This window comes from Arthrobacter sp. SPT-J7 (assembly GCF_059089965.1).
Map to the genome: position 1 here is coordinate 1 of NZ_JBNHFF010000395.1, position 1,692 is coordinate 1,692.

The 1,692-nt window shown below is 66.8% G+C and carries 2 protein-coding genes; one reads left to right on the forward strand and one right to left on the reverse strand.

Going from position 1 to position 1,692, the window contains the following annotated elements; all coding sequences use genetic code 11:
- Positions 1-835: alanine racemase (locus AC5RWX_RS32990; protein ID WP_494100377.1), on the forward strand; the 835-nt coding region annotated here is incomplete at its 5' end.
- 36 nt (positions 836-871) lie between these two features.
- Here the strand turns inward: AC5RWX_RS32990 and AC5RWX_RS32995 are convergent.
- Positions 872-1,692 (reverse strand): dehydrogenase family protein (locus tag AC5RWX_RS32995; protein ID WP_494100378.1); only part of this gene is annotated, 821 nt, incomplete at its 5' end.

Here is a 1,692-nt window from a genome sequence, read left to right on the forward strand (position 1 = left end):
ATCGCCCCGGAAGGCCGAACGCCTCCGGCGGCTGGCCGCAACGGGTGTAATCTCCGTAGGCGTGGACTCTGCGTCCGGCGCGGCAATGCTTGGCGAGGGCCTGGGCAATGCTGTCCGGAACGTGGCTGTGCTGGTGGAAATTGACAGCGGGCACCACCGCAGCGGCGTCCGGCCGGAAGCCGCGGCAACTGTGGCCCGGGCAGCCTCCGACGCCGGTTTGCAGGTGGCAGGAGTGTTCACCTTCCCGGGCCACAGCTACTCCCCGGGGATGCCCGCCAAGGCGGCGGCGCACGAGCAGGCAGCACTGCAGCAGGCGGCAGAAGTCCTTGCGGCGGCAGGGTTCGAAGCGACGGTCCGAAGCGGCGGATCGACCCCAACGGCACTGCTCACCGAGGGTTCCGCTGCCACGGAAGTGCGACCGGGGGTCTACGTGTTTGGTGATGCGCAGCAATTCGAGCTGGGCCGCGGCGCCCTTGAAGACATGTCCCTCACGGTGGCAACCACAGTGGTCAGCCAGCACACCACTCCGCCGGGCACCCCTGCGCGCTTTATCGTTGACGCCGGCAGCAAGATCCTGGGCAGCGACAGGCCAGCCTGGGCAAGTGGATTTGGCCGGCTGATCGACCACCTGGAGGCCCGGGTCATCGCCCTATCGGAGCACCACGCCACCGTGGAATGGCACGACGGCGGCGCGCCGCCACCCGTCGGCACCCGGCTGAGGGTCATCCCCAACCATGTATGCCTGGCCATCAACCTCGTTGACGAGGTTGCCGTCGTGAGGCAGGGACAACTCGTGGACCGGTGGAGCGTGGCAGCCCGGGGAAAAAACAAGTAGCCCGCCAAACGGCGGAACCCTTCATGCGGGTGCTGACTAGATCAGCCCCTGCGCCAGCATGGCGTCTGCCACCTTCACGAACCCGCCGATGTTCGCCCCCAGGACGTAATCACCTGGCGCACCATACTCTTCCGCCGTGGCGGCGCAGACATCGTGGATACCCACCATGATCTCGGTGAGGCGCTGCTCGGTGTGCTCAAAGGACCAGGAATCGCGGCTGGCGTTCTGCTGCATTTCCAAAGCGGAGGTGGCCACACCGCCGGCGTTGGCCGCCTTGCCCGGGCCAAAGAGTACGCCGGCCTGCTGGAAGACGGATACGGCATCGGGGGTACTGGGCATGTTGGCCCCTTCGCCCAGGGCGAGCAGGCCGCCGCTGACCAGGGCCGTGGCAGCAGCGCCGTCGAGCTCGTTCTGGGTGGCGCATGGCAGGGCTACCGTGGCGCCTGCGTCCCAGACGGAACCTCCGTCGAAGTACTTGGCGCCGGGCGTTTGGGCGGCGTATTCCTTGAGCCGGCCGCGCTGCACTTCCTTGATCTCGCGCAGCAGCGGAACGTCGATGCCGCCCTCGTCAACGATGTAGCCGCTGGAATCCGAGCAGGCTACCACCGTGGCGCCCAGGTCCTGTGCCTTGGCGATGGCGTGGATAGCCACGTTGCCGGAGCCTGAAACCACAACCCGCTGCCCGTCGAAGGACAGCCCCCGGGTTTTGAGCATTTCGTTGGTGAAGATGACCGTTCCGAAGCCGGTCGCCTCCGGCCGGACCAGTGATCCGCCCCAGGAGATGCCCTTGCCGGTGAGCACCCCCGATTCGTAGCGGTTGGTGATGCGTTTGTACTGGCCGAACAGGTAGCCGATTT